This is a genomic window from Vallitalea pronyensis, assembly GCF_018141445.1.
GTDB lineage: Bacteria > Bacillota > Clostridia > Lachnospirales > Vallitaleaceae > Vallitalea > Vallitalea pronyensis.
On the sequence record NZ_CP058649.1, the window covers coordinates 4,274,250 to 4,298,853 of the forward strand.

General features: G+C 36.6%; 18 protein-coding genes. 3 read left to right on the forward strand and 15 right to left on the reverse strand.

Annotated features, from left to right (window positions below; all coding sequences use genetic code 11):
* Positions 1–50 precede the first annotated feature (50 nt).
* Positions 51–1,109 carry a ribosome small subunit-dependent GTPase A gene (gene rsgA / locus HZI73_RS17850; RefSeq protein WP_246552202.1) on the reverse strand — a complete coding sequence of 353 codons (1,059 nt, stop codon included), beginning with the start codon at positions 1,107–1,109 and terminating at the stop codon, positions 51–53.
* A 718-nt stretch (positions 1,110–1,827) separates the two neighbouring features.
* On the opposite strand from rsgA, the gene HZI73_RS17855 reads away from it, so the two are divergent.
* A complete protein-coding gene (locus HZI73_RS17855) occupies positions 1,828–2,715 on the forward strand; it encodes an AraC family transcriptional regulator (RefSeq protein WP_212694731.1) in 888 nt (295 codons plus the stop codon).
* A gap of 241 nt (positions 2,716–2,956) precedes the next feature.
* Here HZI73_RS17855 and HZI73_RS17860 read toward each other — a convergent pair whose 3' ends face one another.
* From HZI73_RS17860 to HZI73_RS17910, 11 genes are all read right to left on the reverse strand, one after another.
* A complete protein-coding gene (locus tag HZI73_RS17860; RefSeq protein WP_246552204.1) occupies positions 2,957–3,526 on the reverse strand; it encodes a nitroreductase family protein in 570 nt (189 codons plus the stop codon).
* A 150-nt stretch (positions 3,527–3,676) separates the two neighbouring features.
* Entirely contained in the window at positions 3,677–5,026 is a 1,350-nt protein-coding gene (locus HZI73_RS17865) for an FAD-binding oxidoreductase (RefSeq protein ID WP_212694732.1), read from the reverse strand.
* 139 nt (positions 5,027–5,165) lie between these two features.
* On the reverse strand, positions 5,166–5,909 hold the full coding sequence (locus HZI73_RS17870; RefSeq protein WP_212694733.1) for an alpha/beta hydrolase: 744 nt from the start codon (positions 5,907–5,909) through the stop codon (positions 5,166–5,168).
* Positions 5,910–6,032: 123 nt separating this feature from the next.
* On the reverse strand, positions 6,033–7,424 hold the full coding sequence (locus tag HZI73_RS17875; protein WP_212694734.1) for a DUF4340 domain-containing protein: 1,392 nt from the start codon (positions 7,422–7,424) through the stop codon (positions 6,033–6,035).
* Entirely contained in the window at positions 7,421–8,848 is a 1,428-nt protein-coding gene (locus HZI73_RS17880; RefSeq protein WP_212694735.1) for a GldG family protein, read from the reverse strand. The genes HZI73_RS17875 and HZI73_RS17880 overlap by 4 nt, the downstream gene beginning before the upstream one ends.
* Positions 8,845–9,717 carry an ABC transporter permease gene (locus HZI73_RS17885; RefSeq protein ID WP_212694736.1) on the reverse strand — a complete coding sequence of 291 codons (873 nt, stop codon included), beginning with the start codon at positions 9,715–9,717 and terminating at the stop codon, positions 8,845–8,847. The genes HZI73_RS17880 and HZI73_RS17885 overlap by 4 nt, the downstream gene beginning before the upstream one ends.
* A complete protein-coding gene (locus HZI73_RS17890) occupies positions 9,718–10,668 on the reverse strand; it encodes an ABC transporter ATP-binding protein (RefSeq protein ID WP_212694737.1) in 951 nt (316 codons plus the stop codon).
* 100 nt (positions 10,669–10,768) lie between these two features.
* Positions 10,769–11,656 carry a carbohydrate ABC transporter permease gene (locus HZI73_RS17895; protein WP_212694738.1) on the reverse strand — a complete coding sequence of 296 codons (888 nt, stop codon included), beginning with the start codon at positions 11,654–11,656 and terminating at the stop codon, positions 10,769–10,771.
* Positions 11,657–11,665: 9 nt separating this feature from the next.
* Positions 11,666–12,616 (reverse strand): ABC transporter permease, encoded by a 951-nt coding sequence (locus HZI73_RS17900; protein WP_212694739.1) that lies wholly within the window; start codon positions 12,614–12,616, stop codon positions 11,666–11,668.
* Positions 12,617–12,773: 157 nt separating this feature from the next.
* Positions 12,774–14,456 (reverse strand): extracellular solute-binding protein, encoded by a 1,683-nt coding sequence (locus tag HZI73_RS17905; protein ID WP_212694740.1) that lies wholly within the window; start codon positions 14,454–14,456, stop codon positions 12,774–12,776.
* Between the two features lie 210 nt (positions 14,457–14,666).
* Positions 14,667–16,970, reverse strand: a complete 2,304-nt coding sequence (locus HZI73_RS17910) for a helix-turn-helix domain-containing protein (protein WP_212694741.1) — start codon at positions 16,968–16,970, stop codon at positions 14,667–14,669.
* Between the two features lie 675 nt (positions 16,971–17,645).
* Here HZI73_RS17910 and HZI73_RS17915 point away from each other — a divergent pair.
* Positions 17,646–20,084 carry a beta-agarase gene (locus tag HZI73_RS17915; protein ID WP_212694742.1) on the forward strand — a complete coding sequence of 813 codons (2,439 nt, stop codon included), beginning with the start codon at positions 17,646–17,648 and terminating at the stop codon, positions 20,082–20,084.
* A 113-nt stretch (positions 20,085–20,197) separates the two neighbouring features.
* Here HZI73_RS17915 and HZI73_RS17920 read toward each other — a convergent pair whose 3' ends face one another.
* Positions 20,198–21,172: a DUF4003 family protein gene (locus tag HZI73_RS17920; protein ID WP_212694743.1), complete on the reverse strand. Its 975-nt coding sequence runs from the start codon at positions 21,170–21,172 to the stop codon at positions 20,198–20,200.
* A gap of 318 nt (positions 21,173–21,490) precedes the next feature.
* Between HZI73_RS17920 and HZI73_RS17925 the strand changes: the two genes are divergently transcribed.
* A complete protein-coding gene (locus HZI73_RS17925) occupies positions 21,491–22,789 on the forward strand; it encodes a cellulase family glycosylhydrolase (RefSeq protein ID WP_212694744.1) in 1,299 nt (432 codons plus the stop codon).
* Between the two features lie 97 nt (positions 22,790–22,886).
* Here HZI73_RS17925 and HZI73_RS17930 read toward each other — a convergent pair whose 3' ends face one another.
* Together HZI73_RS17930 and HZI73_RS17935 are read right to left on the reverse strand one after the other, a co-directional pair.
* Complete coding sequence (locus HZI73_RS17930) at positions 22,887–24,047, reverse strand: M20 metallopeptidase family protein (protein WP_212694745.1); 1,161 nt, start codon at positions 24,045–24,047, stop codon at positions 22,887–22,889.
* Positions 24,048–24,149: 102 nt separating this feature from the next.
* Entirely contained in the window at positions 24,150–24,575 is a 426-nt protein-coding gene (locus HZI73_RS17935) for a PPC domain-containing DNA-binding protein (protein WP_212694746.1), read from the reverse strand.
* Positions 24,576–24,604 lie beyond the last annotated feature (29 nt).

Below are 24,604 nucleotides of genomic sequence, written 5' to 3' on the forward strand. Positions count from 1 at the left end.
ACACCAACCCCAGTTATATTTAGGGATTGGTGTTTTTTAAGTGATGCTTTTTAACCTTTTCTATTTCTCTTCTTCCACATGGCTATGGATTTATTTCGGGCATCCTTTTCACGTAAATACCTTGACCTGTTATCCACAAACTGTGCTTCTGATTTAATTTGCAAATAGCTGTTCCAGCGTTCTTGTGAAAGTTCTCCATTCTCAATAGCTTGTTTAATGGCACATCCTGGCTCACTTTTATGCCTACAATCTGAGAATTTACATTTTCCAAAGTAACTCTCCACATCGGTAAATGCTTCATTTAAACCAACGTTTACATCCCACATACCAAGTTCACGCATGCCTGGCGTATCTATGACCATTGTTCCACTTGGCAGCTTAATAAGCTGTCGATGGGTTGTTGTGTGACGCCCTCGGCTATCATCCTCACGAATTTCTTTGATTGCCATTAACACTTCTCCAGCAAGTGCATTGACAAGACTTGATTTTCCAATACCACTGGAACCAAGTAAAACAATTGTTTTGCCTGGTTTTAAGTAGTCAGAAAGCGACTCTATGCCATGACCGGTCTTAGCACTCACTGCAAAAATACCGATGCCGGGTGCTATCTTTTCAACAGCTCGTATTTGTTCACTGTAATCATCCACTAAGTCCGATTTAGTTAGGATGACCACAGGACTACCCCCGCTTTGCCATGCAAGTGTAAGATAACGCTCAATGCGCTTAAGGTTGAAATCTTGGTTTAGCGATGCCATTATAAAGACATAATCAAAATTGGAAGCAACCACCTGTTCTTTCACTGTTTTAACATATTCGGCTGCATGCCCTGAAAAATTATTACGTGAAAACTTTGATTTTCTCTCTAGGGTTTTTATGATGAGGCTGTCACCACTCTCATTATATTGAATGATTACAAAATCACCTGTTGTAGGAAAAGATTCTTGTTGCTGGTTATAGTATATGCTTGCTTTTAATTTTCCGTATGTTTGCCCATATATACATATAAGTTCATAGCGTTCTTTGTGTACTGCTGTCACACGTGCAGGGATACCCCTTACATCTTCTGAAATCATCGTGTTAATAAATCCATACTCTTTTAAATCGATCATTTAAAACCTCCAATATTTTTATTCTGTAAACACAATCTTAAGTGATTCATATCATTCTCCTGTTCAAGTAAATATTTTTTTTAGGATAGAAAGGCATCAAAAAAACCACAGGTTAACATATCCTGTGGCTGATTAATTCTACCCTATGTACCCACATTTGGGCACAAAAAAACCACAGGTTCATATACACAACCTCTGGTACCCTAGTATTTATACAATAATCCGTATAAACTAAAAGACTAGTGTCGTGCATATTGACTTTACATCATGACATTGATTTTGATTAGTAGCTATTTTATTTAACATATCCTGCACGACCTTTCTTTTATTTTATCGTATTTCTATCATAAAATTAAACGTGTAATAAGTAAAGTGCATTTAACTTTTTACAGATGCTTTTATAACCACATCTATACCTTAATAGATTAGAAAAACAAAATTACTTTCAATCTGTCAATTCTATATCATTATTAATGCAAATACTTATTAAAATCATTATACATGATACTTGCTAAGAACGCAAATATTTCTGATTTTAGTGTTTTATATAACACCATAGAGTTTATCTTTAAATTTGCATAATAACAGTATATCTGCTAATATTTTAGGATGATTATATAAAATTGCACAACTTTAATTGCCTTGCAGTATAGAACAAAAAATGCAAGGAATTATTGTTTCTTTTAAGGTATATTGAAAGTGAAAGGAGGCTATTTTTATGGATTGGCTTACTAGAATGAACCATGCACTTGAATATATTGAGGAAAATTTAACAGAGGAAATTGACAAACAGCATATTGCAAAACTTGCATGTTGTTCCGAATTTCATTTTTATCGTTTATTTTCTTTTATAGCAGGAATTTCATTAGGTGAATATATTAGACACAGACGATTAACGAAAGCTGCTTTTGAAGTTCAAAATAGTAGCATTAAAATATTAGACCTAGCTCTGAAATATGGTTACGAATCACCAGAAGCATTTACACGTGCATTTCAAAAACTACATGGTGTCACACCAACATTAGCGCGCAATGAAGGTGTAGCACTCAAAGCCTATCCTAAAATTACCTTTCATATTTCAATAAAAGGAGATGAAGCAATGGATTATCGTATTGAGAGTAAAGAAGGTTTCACCGTTTATGGAATTGAAGAATTTTTCTCAACTGAAAACGGAGAAAATTTAAAAGAGGTACCACGATTTTGGGAAAAAGTATATGATGATGGAAGATATGATAGCCTTATAAAGTCTACAAATACTGCATCTAGTAAGGGGTTATCTCTTATTAATTCAATTTGTGATTACAGAAAAACAGAAAATAACTTATTCCCTTATATGCTTTTTGCATTTATGACTGATAAAAGTAACACGTCAGGTTATAAAACAGTTGATGTGCCTGCATCTACATGGGCAATTTTTAAATCAAAAGACCATTCCAGTGAAGAAACATCTATTGTCATTCAAGATTTAATTAAGCGAGTCTATACAGAGTGGCTTCCAACTGCAAATTATGATAAAGTTGATGGTTATGAACTGGAAATGTATTATGAGGATTTATCGACAGGTAAGCATCACTGTGAAACTTGGATTAGAGTTGCACAAAAATAAACTTAATTTTTTCAGAATAAAACTATAAAATTGTAGTCGATTAAAGTAATAGTATAATAGGGCATATGGGTGGAAGTATGGTATATAGTGGCTTGATATTACCTGCTTTCACCTTTCTCAATTATACATCCAAGTTTATGCACTCAACACAAATATCAGCAATAAAATTTATCCCAGAAAAAAGCAACTACGTCGCATTTGCGAAGCATTTGCTCTAGATTCCATGCATACCAGCTATCTTTTATTTCTGTCCAAAAATATTCCCTGGTACAGGTCTGTGTTCCCTTTCTTTATCATATTTATCCCAGTGAATGGCTTGTTGGCGATATTGTGTCCTTGGTTCTTGCTGTCTGGCTGGATAACCAAAATATACAATCCCCATTGGGTTAACATCCTCTGGTATATCCAGTATATTGCGAATTGCACCCGCATCTGAACCGCCAATCCATACGGAGCCTAATCCTAATGGTACAGCAGCTAACAACATATTTTCTATTGCTGCACTACAGTCCATAATCCAGTGATGACCTTCCCAAGGAATGAATTCTGTATAACCGCATACGACAATCATTAAAGGAGCATTGTAATTACCATATTTTTCAATGCTGTCTTTAATACGCTGTATGGTTTCCTTTTCCCTGACAACGATAAACTCCCATGGTTGTATATTGCATGCAGAAGGTGCAGCCATAGCTGCTTGTAACAGCTTTATGATTTTTTCCTTTTCCACTGGTCTGTCTTCTATAAAGGAACGTGTACTCCTACGTTCATATAAAGCCTTGAATACCATTTCTTCATATTTTTTCATCATTTTAACTCCTTTCTTAATGCAAACCTTGCATGTTATATCATTCAGCTTACAACATAAGCAAAACAAATCATTGTTAAGGTGTTGCAACCATCAGCAACACCTTTAATCTCATCTTCTTAGATAAACGTTAAAGCATTTTACAATCCTAATCTACCATTTACAACTTGATGCTGGTGGAATACTTTGTATAAAATTAAATACATTATCCGGGTCATACTTGGCTTTTATCTTTCTAAGCCGATTGAAGTTCTTGCCATAATATTCTTGACCGTAATCACGAATGGCTAGATCAGGGACATTAACATAAGACCCTATGGTATACGGCTGAAGGGCAATACGGGTCTTATCCATTAATTTAAGATTCCTTTGGGTCTCATCAGGACAAGTCCACTTTGTGTTCCACTCCATATAGTATCTTGTATTACGCCAGTAAAAAGCTGTTTTATTAGGGGGTACACTATTCATGGCACCACCTGAATTAAGAAGGAAAAAGTTAGAAGTACCTGTTGTTCTTTCTAAGAAACGTCGAACCGTTTTAAGTCCCTCTTCTGGCAAATCTTGTTCCAGCCAAGTAGAAGAAAAAGTGGTATTTTGGTCAATGGATAAGGGTTCATTGGGTATCCAGAAATCAATGGCTTCTAGAAGTGAAACCTCTTTTACCATGACTTTTATGGGTGTTCCAACCCCTGTTAGAGGGGAAATTAAATCTTCAAGCTCTTCTTTAGGACCAAGAAAAACTCCTTGTGAACGAAGGACACCATTCATCCTTGAAAATGCTTCAAGAACTGACCCTAATCGGTCATCCACATAAGGCGCCCATTGTTGCCACCCATCTATGACCTCTTCTAATTGTTCCCAAGGCCATATTACTTGATAAATTCCAACTTTAAAAGGAGCTTGACGTACTTTAAACTTATAGGATGTAATAATACCAAAATTACCGCCACCACCACCACGAATAGCCCAGAGCAAGTCTTCATTATCGTATTCATCAGCATAGATAACCTTCCCATTGGCATCCACTAAGGTTGCAGCCATAATATTATCCGATATTAATCCTGTGGTACGTTGAACGACTGTAATACCCCCACCCGTACTAATACCGCCAATGCCAACTGAAGAACTATCACCAAATGGTGCTAGTATACCTTGTGCAGCAAGTTTTCTAACAAGATCACCTACACGTATACCTGGTTGGACAATGGCCGTTCCATTAACTTTATTCACTTTCACACCTCGCATAAGACCAAGGTCTATTACAATGCCGCCATGTGTTTGAGAGAAATCTTTAGCTAAAGCATGCCTGCCGCTACGTATACGAATAGGCACTTTGTTTTCACGTGCCCATCTAACAGCATTAATCACATCTTTTGTCTGATGTGTAAACACAAAAACAATGGGAAATGTATCAGTAAAGGGGTTCCAATTCTTCCGGGCTTGCTCATACGCTGGATCGTTTGGATATACCACCGTACCTGTTAATTCTGTCTTCCGTTTCATTGCTTTTTCCTCCTCATATTATATGCTCATTGTGCATGATATCTCTTGTAGTTGTACCACAACTATAGAGTAGATTACATATTTTGGTATATTATATGAGAAGGAATTTTATTAGTGCTATGGGGTTCAATAATTCGTGTTAAAAGTTGGACTTTCCTATCATTTCCACAATAGCATCCACAACCAGCTTATGCTGTTCTTCCCGTGTTATCGAACTTTCACCATCTCCTTTTTGAAAACCATAATAACCAAAGTTCGAATGGTTTCCTGGTATAGTAATATATTGGGTTTGCGTCGGTAATAAATCCTTCGCTTTCTCGTATTTATCCAAATTCACGACCAAATCATTTTCCGCTCGAATGGATAGAACCTTTAGTTTTCGGTCTGATAAATCACTTGAATCACTAGGATAAGCACCTAAGAAAAAAAGACCTTTTATATCTTTGGTTGATTTCTTGATATACATAGAAGCACTGGCTCCTCCAAGAGAATGCCCCCCTAGATACCAATCTTTATCATCTTGATATTGCTCGTAAATACGGTCAAATGCACCGACATTTAATATGGCTAGATTAAACGGCATCTTATACATAAATACACGCAAACCTTTTTCAGCTAATTGCTGTCCAAAAACGGCATATGATTCTGTCTCGACTAAACCTCCTTGATAAAAAACCACATTCCCCTTCACTTCGCCTTCTGGGTTAATGACGATTATGTTTCCATCTACCAAGACGTTTTCTTGTTTCATGATTGCTTTGGCTTCATCCATGCTTGAATAGGTTTGGGTTTTTAATACCACACCACCAATAATCACTGCAAGTAAAAGAATTAAAAAAATGATGCTTAATCGTTTATGTATTTTCTTTTTCATCAATGGCATTGCTTCATCTCCTATCGCTATAAATAAACATATCATACTTACTTTATATTATAGAATCATTCTTCATAACTCGTCAATTATAATTCAATATATTTATATGCGACTAGACTCTGAAGAGTATGGTTAGTCTTTTAACATGTTCTCCATCGTCCATAAGATTTTTTCAAATTGTTTAGTAGAACAAATCAATTGAATATGGCCTTCTCGGTAACGATAATATAAGTCGTCATAGGCTTCAAACCCTAAGCGTATGCTTTCACCATCAAACATGTCATATTCAATAGAAAAAACCTCTTTTGCATCTATAGTTTCTTCATCTGATATCTCCGCATCCACTGTTATACCAATTAATTGTTGGTATAGGTTTTTGAAGGTTTTCTCTTCCACGATTACATTTCGTTTACCTGCTTGTTCTAACCTATACTGATTATTGGTTGTATCTATATCAAATCCATACGTTTTGTCTGGTGTCTTGATACATATATGGTTTACTTGATCAATGTATACAATCTTCAGGTATTTATTCATCAGGTCATAATGTGTCAACCCTAAAAAGTATGCCATATCAAAGGTGTTAAGACCATAGATGTCTGGATACCCTTTTCGCTTAATATAAGTCAGACCCGTATTTTCATTCTTGCTTATATACAAAACTATATCTTCTTCCCCATGTTCCACCCTAATTGTAAGTGTTAATGGAGGTTCACTGAGTCTATCATTCATGTCATTATCTTCACCATGACTATAGTATTCGCATTTGTTAATGTCCATGACCTTATCTCTCAGCCTATCAAAGGCATCAAAATCCACATCTCTTGGCTGTTCATAATAATCTATGATGCTAAAAACACCTATTCCAAAAGATGCCTTATCTTCATCAATAACAGGGTTCATCTGAATATGAATGGGGTGGCCATGGTTCTTTTCTATTTTAATGGATGTGATGTTGTTGGCATCCATATGCGGTATGTTTGATAACATTACTTTACTTTTTAAAGCAAATAGTTCATCAATAGAAGGGGCTGCCACTAAAAAAATACTTTTTTCACTGGCTTGTTTTACATAATAATGACGGCCATCCATGGTTAGTTGACCAACATATGTTGTCTGTTGTATGTCATTTTCTAATGAAAAATGAATGGTTATGGGCGGGTTACTAAAACCATAATCCTCTAAGTTATCATACGTATCTATTTGCTTCTCTGCTCTTAATCCTATCATCCCATCTAGTAGTTGCTGTAGAACTCTATTATTGATTTTATCGGGATGAATTCCTTGTACCTTCCAACGCTCTTCTTTTTTCATATGTAATGCTTCATGACCATGTTGTAAGATTACCGTATTGATGGTATCTATTGAAAAATCATGTACCGATTCTGCATGCTGTATAGCTTCTATTGAGTGTGTGAACTTAGTTTCCTCATTTTCTCTACTCATAACGCCATACAGGAGATAACCACTTAAGAGCACCACTGTAACAATCCCTAATCCTATTAATCCTTTTACTTCTTTCACAGATATCTTCTCCTTAACCAAATTTTTATACCAATACCTACTACAAATAATGGTATGACTATAATAAACAAAATAGCATACAGCATTACTTCTTTTTCTGTTAGGATCAGGGTATATTTCTCAGGTTGCTTGTGTTGAATGTAATGGCGTTCTGCTTGATGGGACATCCAATGTATATTTTGTAAAAGAAATGGTACATTAGCCACTGCATCTAGGGGTACTAAGGAGCTGTCCAACAGATAAGAAGAGCCAATAACCGTCAGCCTTGATGTGGTTTTGCCGTTTCTTGTATAAAAGTCCTCTTGGGAACTCATGGCCAGGTAAACACTTCCTGTTATATCGCCTGTTTCTTTTTCAAAAACCTTGGACGTCAGATTTTGTTTGACATAACTATCCTTAGAGGTGGTAAGGAGTGGTATCAACGTAATGTGTTGCGGTATAATGCTACTTTCCTTTATACCTAAACATAATGGGAGCATAACGGGCACCTGTTCTTGAATAATTCCTTTGGTTAACTGGCTTTCCTCAATCTTAGGCATGAGGAAATTAGGTCGCCCTGGGTACATGTAAGTTTTATCTGGATCAAATACAATCCCCCTTATAAGTTCTATGCCAAAGCGACGTAACAACTTCTCTATGTTTGGCTGATCTTTGGAGGTAAATTCCATCAAGAAGAGGGTACTTCCCCCATCATCCATGAACTGATGCATACGTCTGAGTTCTTCCTCCATAAAATCTTTCTGAGGTGCAACAAAAACCAAGAGGTCTTTTTGGGGATCATATGCTTCGTCTAGAAGCGTTCCTGATGTAACGCTATAACCATTCTTGGTTAAACCATCTGACAAAGCACTGGGAAGAGCACTTTCTTGATGTCCCGTGATCACACGGATGGTAGGTAAAGCTTCACTGGTTACCCTTATAATGGCATTGGTAATTTGATCTTCAATGGCATAGGCTTCTAAGCTTACAGCCTTATTGTTATCATAACGCATATCGTAGAGATCATAGACTTGAATCACGTCATAACGCTCGTCTTTTGATACAATGATGCTGCCCATGCTAACCGTTTCATTTTCTTTAACATACTGACTTGCAAACATGGGATTCAATATGGGGTCAACATAGGTAATGGTCAACTGTTTTGTCTTCTTTTTATATGTATCTAAGATTTCTTTAACAAGCTGGGTTTCCTTCCCTACTTCTTCCAGCACGTAGATATCAATGGGCTGTTCCAGTTGTTGCAGTATGTCAATGGTTTTAGGGCTGATAGTAAACAGATTATTTCTGGTTAAGTCTATTTTGACATTGATTTTTTGACTAAAAAGATTGATGATTACGATGATAAGGGTTACCATGAGAAGACTCAATAACCTGATGGCAGCCTGTTGTAATCTGATTTTGGTGTCTTTATTTTTTATGATCATAAGCGCCATCGTCTCCCCTCAATGATTTGGACATTTAGATAAAGTATACCAATGGTCACACTGATATAATAGACAACAGCACTTAGATCGAATATACCTGCCTTAAAAGGATTATACCGTGACATCAAAGATAATCCCTTCACAAGATGGATGATGCGCCCGTCAAAGTAAGTAGGATGCAGTACTGCCAGAATGATAATGATCATAAGCCCTGCAACAGCTAAACCTACGCTTAACCACACTTGCTTAAACATCAGATAGATTAGTCCACAAATGACACCTAACATCAAGACACAAGCCATGATGGAGCTTCTGCGATCTTTTGGTAGTGCTAGAACAAGGGTATCTGAGAAAAGTATACAGAAAAAGGTAATATATGTGATTATCGCCGCAATAACTGTATTATTGGATAGAGAAGAAATCAGTAAGCCCATGCCAATAAGGGTGGTTCCCAATAATGTAAAGCCTACATAGTTCAAGATAATCTTTGCTGTTGGCATATCCGTTATCAAGGATAATAGTAAAGGCTGGAACATGGTCAAACACAGGGCCGATAGAAATAGCACAACGATAGCAGTATACTTTCCCATAATTACATCTGAGCTTTTGATGGGCGCAGTCATTATCAGTTGCTCTGTTTTACTTTGTCGTTCTTCTGCCATGAGACCCATGGTCATCATTGGCATACCAAAGAATAAAACACAGATCATCAGGACCTGACTGCCTATTACTTGGGAATAATCGCTGTTTTGCAAAAACAAGTTTAATGAGAACAAGGTGCCAAAAGCTACTAAAATGAAGCCTATAAACACATAACCTATCATGGTTTTAAAATAATGGTTCAGTTCTTTTTTCAGTATAGGAATCATCTAAGCACCTCCTTCTTCTGTCAATTTCATGAACATTTCTTCAAGGGTCAGTACTGTTGGCTGTAGCATAAGAAGGGGATAATTTTTCTCGTGGCACAAGGCGACCAACTGGGTTCTAATGTCATATCCCTTATTTACTGAAATGCTATAATCCCAGGTATTGGATTCGTAGGTACCAACAAGATATGTGTCCAAAACGCCTTCCATACATTTTATATTAGCGATTATCGTTTCCTGATCACATCCTGCTAGTCCTAATCGAAGGATCAACTGATGGATGTTAAGGGCATTTTTTATCATGTTCTCAACTTTTTCATGAGCAATCATATGACCTTTATTAAGCAGTAGAATACTGTCGCATAGGACACTAATTTCTGAAAGTATATGAGAGCTGATAATAATGGTTCTGGTGGTGGAAAGTTCTTGGATAAGCTGCCGCATATCCATTATTTGTTTCGGATCAAGCCCAACAGTGGGTTCATCCAATAAGAGGATCTCTTTATCGCCTATAAGGGCTTGACTAAGCCCTACCCTTTGACAATAACCTTTTGATAAATTCTTGATGCGCCGCTTAATCACATGGGTAATGCCTGTATGATGAGCTGCTTTTTCCATGGCCTGGTGTCTATCTTTTTTAGCTATACCGTTTAGTTCGGCCACAAATAAGAGATATTCTTTCACGGTCATATCCTTATAAAGGGGTGGCTTTTCAGGGAGAAAACCAATTTTCCTTTTAACAGCAATAAGCGACTGCATCATATCCATACCATCCACCAGCACCTGGCCTTCATTAGCAAATATGTAACCTGTTAAAATATTCAGTAACGTCGATTTCCCTGCTCCATTTGGTCCTAAGAGTCCTACTACCTCCCCTTTCTTAATATGAAAACTAACTTGATTTAATGCTCTATGCTCACCATATCGCTTGGTTAGACCAGATACTTTAATCATTGAGAACCTCCTCACAATCATGAACAAAAATTGTTATAAAGATAATGAGTTATCCTTATAACAATCATTTATGCGACAACCTTCGAGTACCCACATGGTACTAGCCCTTAATGGAGCCTATCATCACACCCTTAACAAAGTGCTTCTGAATAAAGGGGTAAATAAATAGAATGGGTAACGTGGCAATAATAATGGTGGAATACTGTAAAAGCTGTCGGTACATATCCGTTGATTCCGCACTTAGATTAGCACCAGCCAGCATGGTATTTTTATCATTGACAATCAGAATTTCTCTTAAGATAAGCTGTAACGGAAATTTAGCTCTGTCTTTCAATAAAATCATGGACATAAACCATTCATTCCATCGCCCAACAGAATAGAACAATACCATGACAGCTACCACGGGTTTCGATAAGGGCAGAATAATCTTAAACAATATGGTCCAATCATTAGCACCATCTACTCTGGCGCTTTCTTCAAGACTATCTGGTATCTGTCCAAAAGATGTTTTCATAATGATAAGATTCCAAGTCCAAATCATCCCATTGAGTATCATCAATAAGCGTTTATCGTATAAACCTATGTTTTTCATTAGCAAGAAAAAAGGAATCAATCCGCCATTAAAAAACATGGTAAACACAATGCCATACATGAAAAATTTCGTATATTTTAATCGCTTTCTTGAAAAGACGTAGCCTGCTAATGCTGTAAAAAAAACACTAGCTGATGTACCTACTATAACATAAAGTAGTGTGTTACCATAGCCTATTAGAATATTGGGGTTCTTAAAAGCTAGTTTATAGCCTTCTAGTGTAAAGCCTAACGGTCTTAATAAAACCCCTTGTTGTTGAATTAACTGGGTGGGTTCACTTACTGACGCAAACAAGACAAAAACCAATGGGTACAAACAAGTTATGGCTAAGACCGTTAAAAAAACATAGTTAAAACTATCAAAAGCATAATCAATGAACCTTTTTTTTCGTATCATAAGAACCTCCTACCACAATGATGTTTCTGAAAACCGCTTACTAATCTTATTCGCAGCTAACAACAAAATAAAGTTAATCACGGAGTTAAATAAGCCTATAGCAGCACTGTAACTAAATTTCATCTGTTCAAGGCCCATGCGATAGACAAAAGTGGAAATGACATCTGCTGTTTCATAAGTGACAGGACTATAGAGCAGCATAATTTTCTCAAAACCAACGGTCATGGTGTTACCAACTCTTAGAATAAAGAGAATAATAATGGTTGGTAAAATACCAGGAATGGTCACATGGAATATTTTCTTGAATCTTCCTGCACCATCTATGGTTGCTGCTTCATAAAGGGCTTGGTCGATTCCGCTAATAGCTGCTAAGTAGATAATACTGCCATAACCAACCCCCTGCCATATGCCTGAGCCTACATAGATCCCTCGAAAGAGATCTGGGTTTTGTAAATAGTTATCTCTTGCAAAACCTAAGAAATTTAAAATATCATTAATAGCCCCATCTCTGCCCAAGAAATCTTTTAAAATACCACAGATGACAACCATGGATATAAAATGTGGTAGATACGTAATGGTTTGAATGGTTCTTTTAAAGACTTTCTTATGAATCTCATTTAAGAGTAATGCTAATAGGATAGGTGCTGGAAAGCCTAAAGCAATGTCTAGCACACTGATTAAGAATGTGTTTCTAATGACACGCCATGCATAATAACTGGAAAAAAATGATTGAAAATGTTTTAATCCTACCCATTCACTTCCCATAACCCCTAGCCTTGGGGAAAAGTCTTTAAAACTGATAACTAACCCATACATGGGACCGTAATGAAAAATAAGGTAGTATAAAGCCACGGGTATGAGCATGATGTATATGGTTTTGTAGCGTTTTATTTCTTTTATAAAATCCTGAAAGGAGTACTTTTTCGTCTTCCTAAGTGCAACGTGTTTAATGGACACCATCTATCAAACCTTTCTAAAAAGTGGGGCTGTCTCATAATCAGCAATTTTGTTAGCTAGAAGTTTCTGGCAACTATAAGAGGTTAAGCTTTTATAGTTGCCTACGATATTGACGTTAATTTGCTTTTATCAGGCAGCCCCCAAAACAAAATACCTTCATTTATCGATTCAAATACCGTTCCAAAGCAGCTTGTTGAATGGAAATGGCTTGATTAATACCTAATGCTTCCAGCGTACGCATATACTCATCAAATTTATCAACAGGTTCTAGACCCATGATGATTTTGAAGGACATTTCCTTGGCATAGGTTTCCACTTCACTCATGATGGACGTGAATTCTCTTGTTTCATCATCTGTCATGATAACTGGCGGCATAACCCAATCATCTCCTGCCTCCATCCATATTTCCATGGCATCAAGAACAGATTCATCTAACTCATAAGACAGTGGGTTTCGAAGATTACCAGACACGTGAATCTTATATTGGTCGTAGATGGACCAAAAATCACCATTCGGGTTGTTCAGCATTTTATCGGTGAATGTAGGTGTTATATGTTGTAAAGAAGGTGGTAGGAATGTTTTACCAAAGGTTGGTTCTTCGTTAACAATTTCATATGTATCCCCTTCAATACCATAGTTATATAATAAGAATCCTTCATCACTATAGGCATAGTCCATCCATTGTACTGCAATCTCTGGGTATTCTGTCTTAGCGGAAATCACCCGATAGTAATTCCTAACATAGGGATTAGACTGACGTATATGGACTTTATCACCTTTATTGACAACGGGCATGGGAGCAGCAACAATACTAAAATCAGGATCGTTTTCTTTCCCTGCAGTCACATATTTTGTCACAGCCCCATAGCCATTACTAAATGCCCCTGCTTTACCTGATGTAAAATAGGCGTCAAAACTTTTATTGTCTCTTGTTGCAAAATCCGGGTCAAGGAGACCCTTTTCATACCATCTAGCTAATAATTGAAGATAATCTTTATAACCGGGCTCAGCTGGACCGTAGATAACTTCTCCATCCTTGTTCATAAAATCCAAGTTATTATCAAGAACAGAAGAACCGTAGGCGCTGGCAAAGGCTGAGTTAGAAGCATACTTCCAATCAAAAGATATCATGAGAGGACCTTCTGCACCTTTTTCTTCTTTAAAAGCAATCAGCATGTTTTCCCATTCTTCAATGGTTTCAGGTACTTTAAGACCTAAGTCGTTCAACCAATCTTCTCGTATTAGCATACCAGACCATGGTGGCTCTTGGTCTAATTGAATACAGGAGAAGGACCAGATATTGCCTTCATCTGTCATGGTTTGACGGCGAATCTCCTCATTATAATTCATCTTTTCTTTATAGTTAGGTGCGTACTCGTCGATGTAATCATTAAGCTTCAAAAAGTAACCATCTTTTATGGCTTTATCTGGTCCACCTGGGAATTCAGGAGGTATGTTCTCCATCATATCAGGCAGGTCTCCAGAAGCTAACAAGAGGTTAAAAGCCTGTTTGGATTCACCTGCTGGCGGATGGGTAAATTCCACCGTTACACCTGTTCGTTTTTCTAATTCTTTATACACGATGTTATCTGCTAGATTAGGAATATTCGTGGAATTAAAATCAGACCACATGGTTAACGTTACGGGTTCATCTGTGATTTTCCCTGAAGCATTTTTCTTTCCTGTTTCTTTCTCATTGGTATCATTACCATTATTCGTTTGTTGGCTGCTAGCACTTTTTGAATCTTTCTCTTCACTCGCTTTACCACAACCAATCATCATCAGTGTCATCATCATGATGATTAAACCTGTTAATACGAATTGACCTCTTTTTATTCGCATAATACCCTCCTTATATGTAATGACTCATAATAATAGACGTATGCGCATCTTGTCTTCATTCACAGGGCCCTTGTGAAGTTAATAAAAGTATATACGGGCAAGGATACCTTGTATATGCGCATTTTTTTTATGATCATTTTTCGAAATGTGATATTTTTAAATCGTATCATTTTTTTATTTCTTAGTATAATCCTCCTAAGGTCCTTACGCTCACATGTACTTACGATATTTTCCAGGTGTTACACCCTCTACCTTCTTAAAAACTCTTATAAAAGTACCACTATCACCCAAGCCACACATGGAGGCAATTTCCTTAATGGTAATGTTATCATTCTTTAGCAGTATTTTAGCTTTTTCCAATCGCACATTGTTGAGATACTTAGAAATATTGACACCCATGGTACTCTTAAAAAAGGATGACAGATAGGCAATATTCATTTGAAACACATTTGCAATCATGGATACATTTAGATTATAATCTTGATAATTATGCTTAATAAATTTACAGATTTCCTTCACCTTTTGATCACTTGAATGGTTACTTTTGAAATTCTTCTCTGCTTCTTGGAAGGTCCTATACATGATTTTACGTATGTCTTCAATGGAATTACAGTTCATAATGGCATGCATGATCTCATTCAACTCTAATTCCCAGCTTTGACTGGCTTTTTGAGACAGTTCTGAAAAAATATTAGACAAGGTATTCACCATGGCAAAGACCGTGCATCTGGCATATTCCACGGATACTTCACTCTTTAGCAGTTGGTGGAGCATCATATCAAGTACTGCAAAACCTTCATGATATTCGCCACTACGGATTAAACTAATCAGCTTACGCTCTTTATCAAAGGTATAAAAACCTTTCTCTATCTTACACCCCATCTTTTTAATACTGGTATAGTCCGTTACCTCTTGTCGCCCAAAAAGCAATGCATATTCCATGGTATTAACGGCTTGATCATAGGACAATGAAATCTGGTCAATGCCTTTATTGATATCACTTAACGCGATGGATACAAAAAGTCCAAATTTAGCACTTAATATTTCTTTGATGGTAAGGGATGCTTTCTTCGCTTTTAAACGAATATCTTCTTGTGTCAGCTCCTGGTCCAAGTTATTCATGATGACAACAAAATATTTACCCATTTCAACAATATAGCTGTTTGCGATATCTTCTAACAGCTCCTTATAGAGTTTTTCAATGAGCAGCATTTTATAATTCAACACATCGTGACTTGCTGTTTCTCCCATATCCTCTAACAATGTATCGTCACTTTCCACATAAATCAGGGCAATTTGATAGAGGTCACCTTCAAACCTTACATCATATAACTCCAGTAAAGCATGGGTCTCTATTTCGTGGCTGTAACATCCATTAATCAATCGTCTTAAAAATTGATTCCTTAATTGAAGGGTTTGTTTTTCTATGCGAGACTCCACTTTCTTCATTTCATTAATGACTTTATGAATGGAAGCTTCAATGTACTTAATCTCGTCTTTACCTTCCATAGCATTCTTATCTTGTTCCCTGAAAATATGAAGAATGTTTTGTACCGGGTTATAGTTTTTTGCAGAGAACCACACAGCAAGGGTAACGCCAGCTATGAGACATATCAGGGTAAACAATAGGATCATCTGCCTTAACCTTGTGGCTTTCACATAGAAGACCTTTTCCGGTACCGTTAACACATAATAGTAACCACTGACTTTTGATTGACGTGTAAAGACCAGATAACTGTTGTTATTAATGGTCTGCTTAAAATAATCCTTACTTAAATCCCAATCATTCCCTATCATTTTTATGGAACCATTAGATGAAACGATTGTCTCACCTGTATCACTCATGACATAAGCAACACTGCCTTTCATCCATTTGGTGGTATTCAGCATTTTTTTAATTTTATGATGATCGATAATCACACCTACATTGCCAATAACCTGCTTGTTTGTATCATGAAAGGGACTAAGAAAGCTAATGAAGCTCGTATTATCTTTACTAGGCAAGGTAACAAAGCCGCTATCCGTCTTCTGATCAAATATGTTTTTCCATGCCACAAGACTATTGGGTTCACTCATTAAAGCTTGTTCAACATAAGTATCCAAATTCATCACACCACTTTTTGTAATCAATATATCGTGATTTTTGGGGTACACAAATAAGGACTTAATGAAATAGTCGTTACCGTAATAGCGTCCTAAGCTCTGAATCAATTGGTAAATATCATAACGGAGCTTATTGTTCAGTTCTTTGGCGTTGACAATGGTGCTAATTTTGAAATTTGTTTCTAATTCGTAGCCGATACCTTGGATTTGTTTAAACATGGATTCCATAATACTTTCGTATTGTTCTAAGGACGCAATACCTGCTTTTTCAATTTCTTCTTCCACAATGGATAACGATGTGACATAAAAAAAGATGGCCATGACCAGTGGTAATATAAGGAGGTAAGCATAAGAAAGGATAAGTGAGTAATACAGTTTTCCTCTAAACTGATTTTTAAAGCTGTTCATCATAAAATTCCCCCATTTATTTTTTTAAGGACTCATGATAGTCGCTATATATTGATTATACTTGAAATAGGACAAAGGTATATGATTAGTTTTCATTTATATAAGAATTTATTTATGATCCCTATAGTTATTTTTTAATAACATGTGATATTTTTAATAAAATCCAGGCTAATCATCCTTTAATCCTAGTTTTCCAATGATGTAGAGTATTTTTTAAACAAAATAACTGGGCATTTTTATATGTTTTTATGAAGGTGACATATATGGGTTCATCGTAATTTTTTATGAACTATTATGTTAAGAATAGGATATTTTTAAGAAAAAGATGATGCTGAAAATAATCATGAAACGGCTGTAAGTTTGATTATAAGTGAATCTATACCTCCATAAAGTACATATAAAATATCACATTGACACTTTTTTCCAAATAGTAGTATGCTAGTAATATATTTTAGAAGATTTTTTCAATTAAATAACCATTTCCCATATTGAATAATACAAATGCAAAATATGTAAACTTTTGTAGAATGCTGTATATACGTATGGATAGGTATAGGCATAATGTTAGTCGATTTTCAAAAAGGTGGTGAGATAAGTATACCGAACATTATGTGTATATGTGTACATTCTATATAGATAATTTAAATACCACAAATGAATTTTTGGAGGGAAAATTACATGACATTTTTCAAGAAAAAGAGTTTGATGATTGTTAGCCTTTTAATTTTCGCGTTACTTATTCAAGTATGCCCCGTTTCTTCTTGGGCTCAAGATGCATCATCTGATTTAGAATATGAATTGCCAGAAGATATTAAAATCAAAAAAGAAAACTATGAATCCCTATTCGTCATTGCTGAAAAATACCCTACAACGTATATCACACAAGTAAATAATCAAGAGGAACGCTTACAATCCTTAGTCTTTGTTCAGGAACCGGGTAACATTGTGGATGGTGAAATGATTATTGACCTGCCATCGGAAATCGTTCGTGTCATCTCTTTCTTCAGGCAAGTGAATATACTCGGTGAAAACATTAAAAATGTGGAAGTGGTTTGGGAAAGACCTAACGATGAAAACATTAAAATGAGTGAATTCTGGCGTTCAGAAGATATTATTATTGGGCGTGGCAATCGTTTTGTTGTAAAGCATGGCGACTACGAAGGACACCGTTTAATTATCAAAGGTACTGGCGTCATCAACCGTATTGAATTAAACGAACCCAATGGTCTTGCACCATTCTTCGATGTAACAGCTTGGAGTGTTCTTGGTGGGGATAAAGACATATTGCCCATTAACATTGATATTGATACCTCGAAACAACTAAGTATTGAAGGTGTTGACCACGTAGAGGTTGAAAAATTCCATCGTGTTTATGCGAGACCAATCTCTTCCCCAGAAACTTATATAACCAATGTTTTCCTCAAAGAAAAAGGCTTTTTACCAGGTCGACAAATCTTAAAATTTGGTCCTGCACTGGAAACAGCTTATGGCGATCCTAATGCACCTAAATTAAAAGAAGACCCTAATAAAGAGGGCTATAGTGACTATTCTTTCTTTGAAGAACACTATCAAAAAGATCAAGAATCTGTTGATTTATTTGATGCTAACTATCCAACGGACATGAAATATGTGTCATGCTATAATTATTGGCCTTCTTGGATGCGTCCAGATGTTCCCAATAATCCACATGGTACACCAGCCATTGATAAATTTGAACCAGCAGCAGATTTAGCAGCTGAATATACCAAGGCCTATGATAGATTTCTAGATGGAAGAGGACCTGATTACATTGAAGTGGTCAATGAACCTACTGTACGTTCTGGGTGGATTCATCATGATAACCCTGATCTAGACTCTTGGAAGCTATTAGCAGAATTTCATAACATGGTTGCAGATAGAATTAAAGAATTAAGTCCTGATGTTAAAGTAGGTGGACCTACCAGTGCTTGGATGGCTCTTGATGATAACAATTTTTCATTAGCCAATGAACAATTACGTTTTATGGATTTAACCAAAGACAGTTTAGATTTTTATTCCCATCATTTCTATGAAGGCAATGATTTAATCCTCCATGAGACAGATGATAACTATGGCGGATATCTTACTGGTCGTCTTGAAGCGGATTTAGATTTATTACGTAACCATATGATCTTAACAGATAATGTGAAACCACTCATTATTTCTGAAACAGGAACCCTTCATAACGGTCCTACAGATGTGGACTATTGGTTATTGCTTAAGAACTTTAACTCCTATTTGGTACGCTACATGAATCGGGCAAACGAGTTTGAAATGATTGTACCATTCTTATTACCGATTAAGTGGTGGCAAAAAGAGGCTCCTGATATGTTATTTACCTACAACGAAGACGGTACAGTAGGTGAGCCAACCAAACTGCGATACTTCCTTGATTTATGGCAGGCTTATAAAGGAAAGCTGTTGCCTGTTCATGCAGACAATGATAAGGTCTTCGTCCATGCAGCTCAAGACGACAATGTAATCTATGTAGCTGTTAACAACATGAATCCTCAACGCATAGCCGCCGATTTGAATTTAGACTTGGATGATGAGGATATCTATGATATTGAACAAACAAGACTATACTTAAACCTTGGAAAAATACAATTCTTGACCCAAAAACTATCAAGCCTTGAGGATATTCCATTATCTGTAGAAGAAACTTCCATCATCAAAATTACCCTTGAGGAAGCCCCAGAGCTTGAAGATACACTATTAAAGAAAACCTATTATGGTGATAAGGTGTTACAAGATACAGGCGTTGAAGCAGCTTTTCAAATTAGTTGCCCTGTAGAAGACTTAGAAAGAAGTACACTACGTGTAGGCTTTGGACGCCAAGATGGGTTTAATCAACCCATGACTGTATGGGTTAACGGTCATGAGTATACCTATGATTTAAGCTTCTCCAATAAAAATGGTCGATTCTTCACCTATGCTGATTTCAAATTACCTACAAATATCCTTCATCAAAACAATGAAATTAAAGTGTTAATACCTCAAGAGGGTGGTAAAATAAGCTCTGTATCTTTAATTACCGAAACAATACAAGATGATGACGATGACGATGAGGATGACGAAGATGACGACGACGAAGATTGATTAGCATAACATGTGTATCGTATAATGCGTAAGAAACATATCATAATCATAAAAGAAGTCTCATTCCCATAGTGGGATGAGACTTCTTTTGCATATCTTAAAGAAACATGGTTTTATGTGCTTGAACTTGTAGCTGCTGCCGAAGTAGCTGCAGAAATCATAACGACTTGCTGAGCGGCAATAATGGCTTGAATGGCTAGACTAACAGTTGTGTTGACAACGGTCCCCTCTTGTTTTTCATGAAGATACTGACTGGCAATAATGGACGATGCCATAAGTACGTGCATACCTTTTCCCAACCATCTGTATTTCTTTTCACTTTTTAAATAAGTAGCCACTTCAACTAAGTCAGCCATGAGTTCTTCTTGATCCAAATCAAGAAGACTAATCAACCCAATTGCAGGATAATAGGTCGTATAAACATTTAATTTATTGGTTTTGAGATGTTGATAGATTTGATCACAATGCTCTACAGAATCGCGCATATCTTTTTGGCTAAAGGCCATGACATGAGATAACATCTGTAACCCATCGCCTTTCTTAAAACCTCGTTCATGTAGTGCCCGATAATAAGCTTCTAATTGACTAGGACCATGATCCGTATTTGCAAGTAAAACAGCCAAAGCATAATCATCCCCACCTGTTAAGAATGGATGATTTTGTTTCATTTGCTTATAGATACCGATTGCTTTCTCAGCATAGCTTTTAACATCATCACCTTCATAGACACTTGATAATGCATAAAGCGCTGTGGGTAAATAGGACGAATATTTAAAGCCAACATCCTTTAGTACTTTCTCATTACGAAGCATGACATCAAATTGTTTTTTAGGTGTCTGGGAAGCTGCGCATAATAAACCACTTAAAGTAAACATCATATGTCCTCTAAAAGAAGAGAATGCACCTGTCTGACTTTTAATGTACCCCTTCATCTCATTAATACAATCTGGATTGATTGCCTTATCTTTCATGGCAAAAGTCAAAGCAACTAAATGCTTGACCATGTCATTCTCCCATCTAAAAGATTTCCTTATATCCTCATAATTCTGTATCATCGTTTTAACTTTTTCTTCATATACCCTTTTCATACATAACCTCCTCATCATTTTATACGCTCATTATACCCCTATTAACAGTATACATGTCTATTCATGCAATTACAAGAACCAAAAACCTGACACAATCTGACAAGGGGACGTTTCGTTTGTCATCATTAATATGACACGGGGACGTTTCGTTTGTCATCATTTAATCATACGCTCTTTAAATCTTATACAATTCACGAAATATCATTCTGAATAACTAAAATTTTTATGGGTTAATCTTTGTTTTGATGAATTGTTAGAATATGGTATAATAAGTATAATAATTTTGTATTTTTTTATAATGAAAGGAGAAGATTATTTATGAGTAAAAAAAGCAACATGGCATCTATTGTATTAGCATTGATCGTTTTATTGACTGCATGTATAGGCAGCACAGGTATTGTTCTTGCAGCTGATTCACCAAATCCTGTGAGTTATTTTGGTGAAATGGTGGTTAATGGCAACCGAATAAATGGGTCCAAGACAGGTCAGCCTATGCAAGTAAAAGGTATGAGTTTCTTTTGGAGCAATTGGTCCGGCCCCTATTATAATGCTTCAACAGTAGACAGAATGATAGACGAATTCAAAGTTGAAATTGTTAGAGTAGCTTATGGGGTAACTGATGGGGGTACACCATATAATACTAGCGATGAGGCAAAATTACGAACCGTCATTGAAGCAGCTATTAATAGAGGTATTTACGTTATTATTGATTGGCATTCACATGGTGCCCATGATAATGTGGATGCAGCAAAAGATTTCTTTGGAAGAATGGCCCAAGACTATGGCAGCTATGATAACGTTATCTTTGAAATCTATAATGAGCCAAAGCAGATCCCATGGAGCACCGTAAAATGGTATGCAGAACAAGTCATACCTGTTATAAGACAACATTCCAATAACCTGATTGTGGTTGGATCGCCTACTTGGTCGCAAGATGTGGATCAAGCTGCAAATGACCGCATTCAAGCTGACAATATCGCTTATACACTACACTTCTATGCAGGAACGCATTTCCAATATCTAAGAGATAAAGCCAATTATGCTATGAACCAAGGTCTAGCTCTTTTTTGTACAGAATGGGGTTCCGTGAATGCAGATGGTAATGGCAGCATTAATTATAATTCAACTAATGAATGGCTTACTTGGTTGGATCAAAACAAGATATCATGGTGCAACTGGGCCATCAATGATAAAGATGAAACGTCAAGCATCTTTTATTCCGATGGCAGCCTTCGAGAAGCAGGTACTTTCTTAAAAAGCATCTTTTTAGCTTGGGTACCTTACCAAGAATGGCGAGACGGTTCACCCAATCCTAACCCTACAGAGAACATTACATTCGCTGTTAAAGATGATTGGGGAACTGGTTTCAATGGTATCATTACCATACATAATACAAGTTCAAGTCCAATTAAGAATTGGACACTAGCTTTTGACTTTGAAGGCCAGATTGATTCATTCTGGACAGCCAATCTAATCAGTCATTCAGGAAATAACTATGTCATTAATGGTAAAGACTATAACGCAACCATTCAAGCAGGAGAATCTATACAGCTTGGATTCACTGCCACAGCCAGTTCTCAAATCACACCAACCAATTATGTCCTTACTGGCAACTAAACCAGTCAACTAAAGGCTGTCTCTTACCATGTACGATTAACGTCATGTAAGAGACAGCCCTACTATACACCCATAAGACTAACTTATGGTGATTTTCTTAAGCATTAATCGTGCCATCGGATATGCCCAAAACAAATTGCACATGCATGTGTGCACCCTTAGCTAATATACTTTCATCAATATTAAAATCAGGGGTATGAAGCATAGGCTGGGTATTCCCTTGACGTATACCTATAAATCCGAAGGCACTTTTTCGTCCATTTGCTAAGATAGCATAATCTTCACTAATGGTAACAGGTTTAAAAGGCACAGGTTCCAGTCCTGCTCTTTTAGCACTTGCGATTGCCAGCTTAATCATATCTTCATCATTATCCACTGGTGGAAGACCGTCCCTATAATCGATGGTTACTGTCGCACCATAACTTTCAGCTATTCGTCTTGACTTCTCCTCTACTTTACCACGAATGGTAGCATATAAGTCTTGATTAAAATAGCGAACGGTTCCTTCTAATACCACTTCATCCGCAACGATATTATCTGCTGTTCCACCATGAAACTTACCAATGGTCATGACCACTGGCTCAAAGGGAGCTATTTCTCGGCTTATAATGGTTTGTATGTTGGATACGATTTGTGCTCCCACCACAATAGCATCCACCCCCAAGTAAGGTAACGCACCGTGAGCACTTTTACCATGAATCGTTATTTTAAAGGCATCCACAGCGGCCATGATGGGACCTGATGACAGGCCGATAGAACCTGAATCCACGTCACATCCTACATGCATACCAAAGAGATAGTCTACATCTCTCATCACACCTAAAGCAGCCATAGCTTTTGCACCGGACATGGTCTCTTCTGCTGGTTGAAAAATAAGTTTCACACCGCATTCAAGTTTATCCTCCATACTTTTTAATGCTTTCGCTGCCCCTAATAACATGGCTATATGGCTATCATGACCACAAGCATGCATAACACCTTGGTTAGCTGATACATAATCACATGTATTCACTTCTTCAATAGGCAGAGCATCCATATCTGCCCTTAACCCCACTACTGTGCCTACATGATCTTTATTAATCCATGCCATAATACCTGTTTCCGTTACACATTCGTAAGGTATATCCATCTTTTTTAACTCAGATATAATGGTATCTCTTGTATGATATTCTTTACTGCTTAATTCAGGATGTTGATGAAAATATCGTCTCATTTTAATGACATAAGCTTCATCTATTGTAATAAGATGATTTAACATATTGAACACCTCACCATTCCATTTATATTGGCATATTCCAAATAAAGCATATAATAAAATACACAATCTTACAACCCTATTTTTATTTTATATAGCCATGAATTATGAACCAAATTTAAATAAATTAAGACCTATCTCATCACTAAAAGCACGATCCACTTCCCCATCCATGACATCCATGACCATTTCACAAGTAGCCGAAATAACTAGTGAATTAAGATGTCCACCGTACACATGAAGCTCGTGATCGGATACGGTAATATGTAAATGTAAGTATACCTCTTGGTTCATGGTAGAAACAGTACCCGATAAACTGGTAATCTCATAATCACCTTTTAGCGTAGTCGCATGATAGTTTTTCTCAGTAGTATTGAATAGACCCAGCTTTATTTCATTTGCAGCTCCAATAGCACTAACGGTGCCTAATTTAATGCCTTGCTCTTTACAAAATGTAGTTAACTTATCAAGTACTTCTTCACCTTTATCAAACCGAATAACGTACTTATTGCCAAACTTACGGTACTCCATATAAACAACTCCTTCATTTCATTGTACTA

Coding starts and splice junctions, on each gene's coding strand:
- HZI73_RS17930 (WP_212694745.1), bottom strand. CDS start 24,047: ATGTTAAATCATCTTATTACAATAGATGAAGCTTATGTCATTAAAATG.
- HZI73_RS17855 (WP_212694731.1), top strand. CDS start 1,828: ATGGATTGGCTTACTAGAATGAACCATGCACTTGAATATATTGAGGAA.
- HZI73_RS17920 (WP_212694743.1), bottom strand. CDS start 21,172: ATGAAAAGGGTATATGAAGAAAAAGTTAAAACGATGATACAGAATTAT.
- rsgA (WP_246552202.1), bottom strand. CDS start 1,109: ATGATCGATTTAAAAGAGTATGGATTTATTAACACGATGATTTCAGAA.
- HZI73_RS17915 (WP_212694742.1), top strand. CDS start 17,646: ATGACATTTTTCAAGAAAAAGAGTTTGATGATTGTTAGCCTTTTAATT.
- HZI73_RS17870 (WP_212694733.1), bottom strand. CDS start 5,909: ATGCCATTGATGAAAAAGAAAATACATAAACGATTAAGCATCATTTTT.
- HZI73_RS17865 (WP_212694732.1), bottom strand. CDS start 5,026: ATGAAACGGAAGACAGAATTAACAGGTACGGTGGTATATCCAAACGAT.
- HZI73_RS17900 (WP_212694739.1), bottom strand. CDS start 12,616: ATGGTGTCCATTAAACACGTTGCACTTAGGAAGACGAAAAAGTACTCC.
- HZI73_RS17880 (WP_212694735.1), bottom strand. CDS start 8,848: ATGATCATAAAAAATAAAGACACCAAAATCAGATTACAACAGGCTGCC.
- HZI73_RS17935 (WP_212694746.1), bottom strand. CDS start 24,575: ATGGAGTACCGTAAGTTTGGCAATAAGTACGTTATTCGGTTTGATAAA.
- HZI73_RS17890 (WP_212694737.1), bottom strand. CDS start 10,668: ATGATTAAAGTATCTGGTCTAACCAAGCGATATGGTGAGCATAGAGCA.
- HZI73_RS17860 (WP_246552204.1), bottom strand. CDS start 3,526: ATGATGAAAAAATATGAAGAAATGGTATTCAAGGCTTTATATGAACGT.
- HZI73_RS17910 (WP_212694741.1), bottom strand. CDS start 16,970: ATGATGAACAGCTTTAAAAATCAGTTTAGAGGAAAACTGTATTACTCA.
- HZI73_RS17925 (WP_212694744.1), top strand. CDS start 21,491: ATGAGTAAAAAAAGCAACATGGCATCTATTGTATTAGCATTGATCGTT.
- HZI73_RS17885 (WP_212694736.1), bottom strand. CDS start 9,717: ATGATTCCTATACTGAAAAAAGAACTGAACCATTATTTTAAAACCATG.
- HZI73_RS17895 (WP_212694738.1), bottom strand. CDS start 11,656: ATGATACGAAAAAAAAGGTTCATTGATTATGCTTTTGATAGTTTTAAC.
- HZI73_RS17905 (WP_212694740.1), bottom strand. CDS start 14,456: ATGCGAATAAAAAGAGGTCAATTCGTATTAACAGGTTTAATCATCATG.